The organism is Myxacorys sp. (assembly GCF_059501405.1).
On the sequence record NZ_JCACCM010000203.1, the window covers coordinates 1 to 5,605 of the forward strand.

The window sequence follows — 5,605 nt, forward strand, 5'->3', positions numbered from 1 at the left end:
AATAGGGGTGCTTCCTATCCTACTTTCTCTACTCTCACAATGAATTAACCCTGCCGTTATACCTGCGCCGTTAGGGGAAGCCGATCAAAATGTTTCTGAATGTTTGGACCGCTCGATGGCGTTTGCTGGGCAGAACGGCTCCATACGCTGGCCAGAAGTCGGTATAGGCGATTGCGCATTGGCGATAAATTGGCGGTAAGGATTCCCATAATCGGCGAGCTGCGGCTTCATCGCGTGCGCCAATGTAAACGCCTACAATCTCACGAGTGGTTGCATCAAGTGCTAACCAAACCCATTGCTTGTTGCCCTTTTTATTCACAAAGGACCATAATTCATCGCATTGGATCGTTAGCCTCCCCTTTTTTTGGGTGTCACCTGCACTTGGCGGGGCACCTTCGCATATTTCTCATTCACATAGGTTTGCAACCATTGCTCAGAAACCTGAGCAGCACGGGCGATTCCAGCCAGTGAAATGCGTTCCAGCAGCAACCGATCGATAAGAGCCCGTGTGGCTGGGTCGATCACTTTTTTAGTTGGTCGCTCAACGAATTGTCGTCCGCAATTGTGGCATTTGAACCGTTGTTTTCCGTTATGGATATGACCATTCTTGACCGTTTGGGAAGAGGCGCAACTAGGACAGACAGGCATGCGAGCAGAACACCGTGAAACTCGACTTCTCCATCATTACATCTTGAGCACTACCTGCTAATTTAAGGTGAATTGCATAGCTTTTAGCAGTTTGAGGGTCAACTTCCAGCCGACGTGCAATTTCACGTAGACTGACTCCTATATCTGCCCACCAATCCTTAAGAGCTGATTCCCAAACACTTCCATAGGACTCTACTCGGCTGTAGCGATACCAATCCTCCCTGGATTGGTCTGGACCTATTCGGGAATACACAAAGCCACAACAACGACAGCTAAATGTGCCGATGGGTCTGCCATTCTCCTGGCTGTAGGATAGACGATAGTTCTTGATACGTCGTCGTCGAAACTGAGCGCAAACCGGATTCAGGCAAGGCCATGAGCCATGACCGAAGGGTTGATACTCAGCAGGAAGTTGGAAGAAGGTTTCGGCTGTGTATCCGAGAAACTGTATAAGCAACAGATGGTGTAAGGGATGCTGTGCACTCTTAGGAGAGCGAACTAGTCGAAACAGCCAGTTATGCTGACTTTGTTGATCGATCTTCACAGTGAAGTAGGCTCAGAAGCTCCTCAGAGTAGTAGGACTTAAAAGCATGTAGCAATCGACTCGTGTACACCCTGCCACTATGGGTTGCTAGCTCACGGTCAGCTAATAGAAGTAGGTAACGATTCCGAAAAGATTCCAGTCCCGGAGACAAACCTCGCTGATTCAACAGCCAAGCAGCATCACGAGCAATCTTCAACAAAGCTACATGAGAGGCATTTAGAAGCATCAAGGAGCGTGGTGATGTGGTGTAGATTGCTTGTTGAGCTGAGACAAACTCGTGACGAGTTTTCCGATGCAAGACTTGGGCGTTGCTGTTCTCCAAAAAGACAGCATGGATTGGACAGACTTCAACGCCCGGAACTTGGTGAATACGGTGCCAGTACGTTTCGCCAAACCGCCTTTCATCATCTTCTGTGCACAAGGGGCAAAAGCGAAGCCGCTTTGGAGAAGGAACGCTATTAGCCATCATGCCCAAACGCCCAGGGACTGATATTTTGCCGTTCCCTCGCATATCTTCCCGTAACCGTTCCACCCGATCAGGTTGATGAAAAGGGCTATAAAAAGGCAACAGCGTCTGGTTATCAATCAGCCGATCAAATGTGTAGCAGTTTCCTATTGGTAAATTAATAACAAGACAACTCAAGTGAATGGGCAAATCAATAACTGCTAAGGCGCTTGAAGAACCAAATAATTCCTGCACTACAAGCTTCTTGTCTGGATACTGCACTTGATCAAAGAAGCGGGCACAGATACTGTAGAGCAGCTCATCAGGATAGGGATCGGGGAAGAAGCCAGTCATCTCTTCTTCATTGAGATGGAATTTTTACTTGACTGAACTGGTCCTCTGTTCCATCTGTCCACAGAGCTTTGCGATTCAAGAGATTGCAGAGCAGTATCAATTGCCTTTTTTACCTGTGGTACTGCCCTCAAGGCGTACACTCCAGAGAGTAATACGATTTGAGACCATGCTGGACTAATGTTCTGTTGACGGAAACACTCAGCAGCCCACTCCACGCGGCGGATAGCAAAATCTTCACGAGTTTCAACAATCTCAGTTAAGACGTTGGCTGTTAACGATAGCCTGTCAAGGAATTTCTTCAACACTTCTTCTTGATATAACTCTTTACCAATTGCTGATCTGGTTATTCGCACAGGGCGTCCAGGAATACTTTTAAGACGCGAAGCTGAAAGTCTTACTGCCTCTGCAAACTCAGCATCACGTCTGCTCCAGTCCACAATACGCCTGATTCCCCCGCACTTTTGTGGTAGCGGCTTATGAGCTTCTAACCATTCGGAATCGTGCTCGCGTAACCAAGAATGGATGCGGTTAAATTTCTTGATGAGGGTGGTTCGTCCAAGCTCAGGATTCTGTTCACGAATGGATAACCACTGACTGCGGTAATTCTCTAAATTTTCTGAATTGAATACTGGCGAACTTGTCTTGCTATGATTGTTCTCTTTACTCAGCTGAGTTGATTCACCTTTGGGTCCCAAGCGAGGGAAAGTAAGTCCTAAGCGAGCAGCTTGGCGTAAGATTGCTGATTCATCATCTCCTAGCCGACGTTCCATTTCATTGAAACTGACTGATAGATCTTCCCACAAGTTCTTCAATGCAGCTTCCCACACTGGTCCGTAAGATTTGCTTGTAGTGATCCGAAAGATATCTTCTGGTGATACATCAGGACCAATACGGCTATAGGCAAAGCCGCAATAGCTACAACTAAAGACGCCGATCAGTTTTCGTCTTTGATAGTCACGTATCTTAATGCAGCAGTTTTTAATTAGTAGCTGACCGAAATGAGTGCTAGCCTGATTTAGACACGGCCAAGGTCCTTCTCCGAAAGGTTTTGAAGGAAGAGAAACTTGGAAAAATTCTTCGGCTGTGTAGCCTAAAAATTGAATCAGAAGTAAATGACGCAGAGGATGATGTGCTTGAGATATACTTAAATCTTTAACTAGACAAGATAGCCAATTACTACCTTTATCTTCATCAACTTCGCATTGGAGTAATTTCAGAAAATTAGGTGAATAGTAATTATTAAATGCCTTCTTCAGCTTCTTTACCTGAACACGACCAGTGTAAGAAGCTAAACCATGATTAGCTAATAAGTAATGATAGTAGTCTCGTAGAACTGCATAGCCAGGAACTAAATCCGTTTGTCTGATTAACCAAGCAGTATTATGAGCTATTTTTAAAGAAACTTGGTGGAAACGGTCTGACAAATCTAAAGAGCGAGGTAATGTTGTGTGTATTCACTGTTCAGCCGAGAAAAAGTGAGAACCATTAACTCGATTTCTTGTAGGTACACAGCTAGTTTCTAGAAAAACAGCATGGTCTGGACAGACTTCTACACCTGGTATTTGATGGAGACGATGCCAGTAGGATTCACCAAACTGCTTTCTCTCCGCCTGCGTACACAAAGGACAAAACCGCAGCCACTTCAGTGAATAGATATTACTAGGTGTAACACCTGAGTACTGGTGAATTGCAGAGCCAGTAGATTTCATCATGTCTTCTCGAAGGCGATAAACCCGTTCTATTGGAAGGAAGGGGGAGTAGAAGGGTAATAGTGTATGGCTACCAATCAATCGATCAACGGTATAACAATGTCCAAGTGGTAAAGCTGCAACTAAGTGACCAAGATGGCTCGGCAAATCAACAACGGCTGCTGCGTCCACAGAGCCGAACAACTCTTGAGCTATAGCTCCCTTGTTTGAGTACCTAACCCGATCTGAGTATCGCGCACAGATACTGTAAAGTAGTTCATCGGGATAGGGATCGGGAAAGAAACCAATCATTCTACGATCTCCTGGCGAAGATATTCAGTAGCGGGTCGAATATAGCCGCCTTGCTTAAGAGCTTCATATGCCGCAATTCCTCGTTGAGATTCAAATGCTACGACCTTCATCAATCCCTCCTTCACAGAAGGAGTTCTACGACGTTTTCCCTGACTCTTCTTGGTTTCGGGCTGGGAAGGAGAAGTAACCTTTATTGAGGTGAGTTCTGTTTCTGTTGCAGGGGAATCAGAAACTGGATTTTGAGGATGAATCTCAACGTCTTCTTCATTACCCTTCAAACTATTCTGAATAGTGGGTGAAGAACGGAGCCGACCTACGATTTTGGTACTCTTTTGAGCCTCTTCTAGGAAAGATGTTATGTCCACGGGATAGACATCCTCAACACTTTGAAGAAATCTGATATCACCTGTTTTCAAAGCTGACAAAATTGGCTGCGCTAAACGAAGACTATCCTTAGCCACTGAGCGAATGATGTTCTCAGTCACCGCTTCTTTTCCTGTTGAGATCGCCCGGACTTGTGCCAACATATAGACCTTGACAGCGAAATCAGTAATTCCCTGAGTCACGTCATAGAGAGCATGGCTTAAACTTGGCGTCAGCAGACAATGCTTTTGGATGTATTGGTATCGCCAAAGTGATTCTACAAATAGCTGCCAAACATCGTCTTCTGCCATCCTGTCCCAAACTAAATCCCCCTGACCGCTAGCTCGACGGGTTTGGCGGAATTCACCACTCAAAACAGACATGGCTTTGTAAGTTCCTACCAAAACAACAGGAATACCAATGGTATTGACCAGTTGAACAAAGAAATTGAGCATTTTTTTGGAGCCACCACTTTTTGCTTCGTGTAGGTGTTGAATTTCATCAATTACTAACACTCCGATACAGTGAAGGGAAGCTACACGAGCTATGTATGGTATTAGCTGGTCTACTGTAAAGCGACCTCGACCGTAGTTTTTGGAGTAGCTGGTTCCTAGGAGATCGTCAACCGCTTGAAAAAAGTTCAGGCACAAACCTTTGATCGAACCATCAAAGGGACAGTCTAGCTTCAGCCACACAATTTGCATCAGTGTAAAATCCCGATCGCCATAGTGGCTGTGAACAATCACTTGGGGATAAAGGGACAGGATTGCTTCTACCGCGGTTGTTTTACCCACACCGCTGATGCCAATGATCGTGAAACCTGTAGCGGTTGAACGTAGATAATTTTGGGGCAACCCATTGAAATCCAAAGCATTTAATCGTTTTTGAAAGTCTCTGCGGAACTCTGGCGTTAACGGATTACGTGCTTCATACCCCGTCCGAATCATGCAAGAAAAGCGCTGTTCTAAATCCAAATGAATTGGAAGGGGTTCGACGAATTTCAAGGCATTACGTACTAAATGGAAACGTAAGTGGTTATGTAGAGTGCATTCGTTTTGGTCATAAGCTGGATAGTATGCTAGAAGCCCCATCGCTTCTTCTTCTGAGAGAATTGGGGGTAATGCTTCTATGAGTGGATTGCCTCGATAGCTAGCAATTAGCGGGTCGCGGTATGAGGCCGATTCAACCGCTCCCTTAGAGCTGATTCATAAAGTAAATCTTAAGCAGCCAATCGTTGTACCATCAGACGAA

At 45.4% G+C, this 5,605-nt stretch carries 5 protein-coding genes and 1 pseudogene; all 6 read right to left on the minus strand.

The genetic code is table 11. From position 1 onward, the window contains the following. Window positions 1–106: 106 nt before the first annotated feature. Window positions 107–648: pseudogene (locus AC5I6P_RS29185) on the minus strand (IS1 family transposase); the annotation flags it as partial. Next, window positions 632–1,192, minus strand: coding sequence for a TnsD family Tn7-like transposition protein (locus AC5I6P_RS29190; protein WP_495697292.1), 561 nt, complete (start codon window positions 1,190–1,192; stop codon window positions 632–634). The pseudogene AC5I6P_RS29185 and the gene AC5I6P_RS29190, both read right to left, overlap by 17 nt. Then, window positions 1,164–1,991 (minus strand): TniQ family protein, encoded by an 828-nt coding sequence (locus tag AC5I6P_RS29195; RefSeq protein WP_495697293.1) that lies wholly within the window; start codon window positions 1,989–1,991, stop codon window positions 1,164–1,166. Before AC5I6P_RS29195 ends, AC5I6P_RS29190 begins: the two co-directional genes overlap by 29 nt. After that, a complete protein-coding gene (locus tag AC5I6P_RS29200) occupies window positions 1,988–3,415 on the minus strand; it encodes a TnsD family Tn7-like transposition protein (RefSeq protein ID WP_495697294.1) in 1,428 nt (475 codons plus the stop codon). The genes AC5I6P_RS29195 and AC5I6P_RS29200 overlap by 4 nt, the downstream gene beginning before the upstream one ends. A 30-nt stretch (window positions 3,416–3,445) precedes the next feature. Next, the gene (locus AC5I6P_RS29205) at window positions 3,446–3,991 is read right to left on the minus strand and encodes a TniQ family protein (protein ID WP_495697295.1); all 546 of its coding nucleotides are present in this window, start codon (window positions 3,989–3,991) and stop codon (window positions 3,446–3,448) included. Next, window positions 3,988–5,358: an ATP-binding protein gene (locus AC5I6P_RS29210; protein WP_495697296.1), complete on the minus strand. Its 1,371-nt coding sequence runs from the start codon at window positions 5,356–5,358 to the stop codon at window positions 3,988–3,990. The genes AC5I6P_RS29205 and AC5I6P_RS29210 overlap by 4 nt, the downstream gene beginning before the upstream one ends. Window positions 5,359–5,605 lie beyond the last annotated feature (247 nt).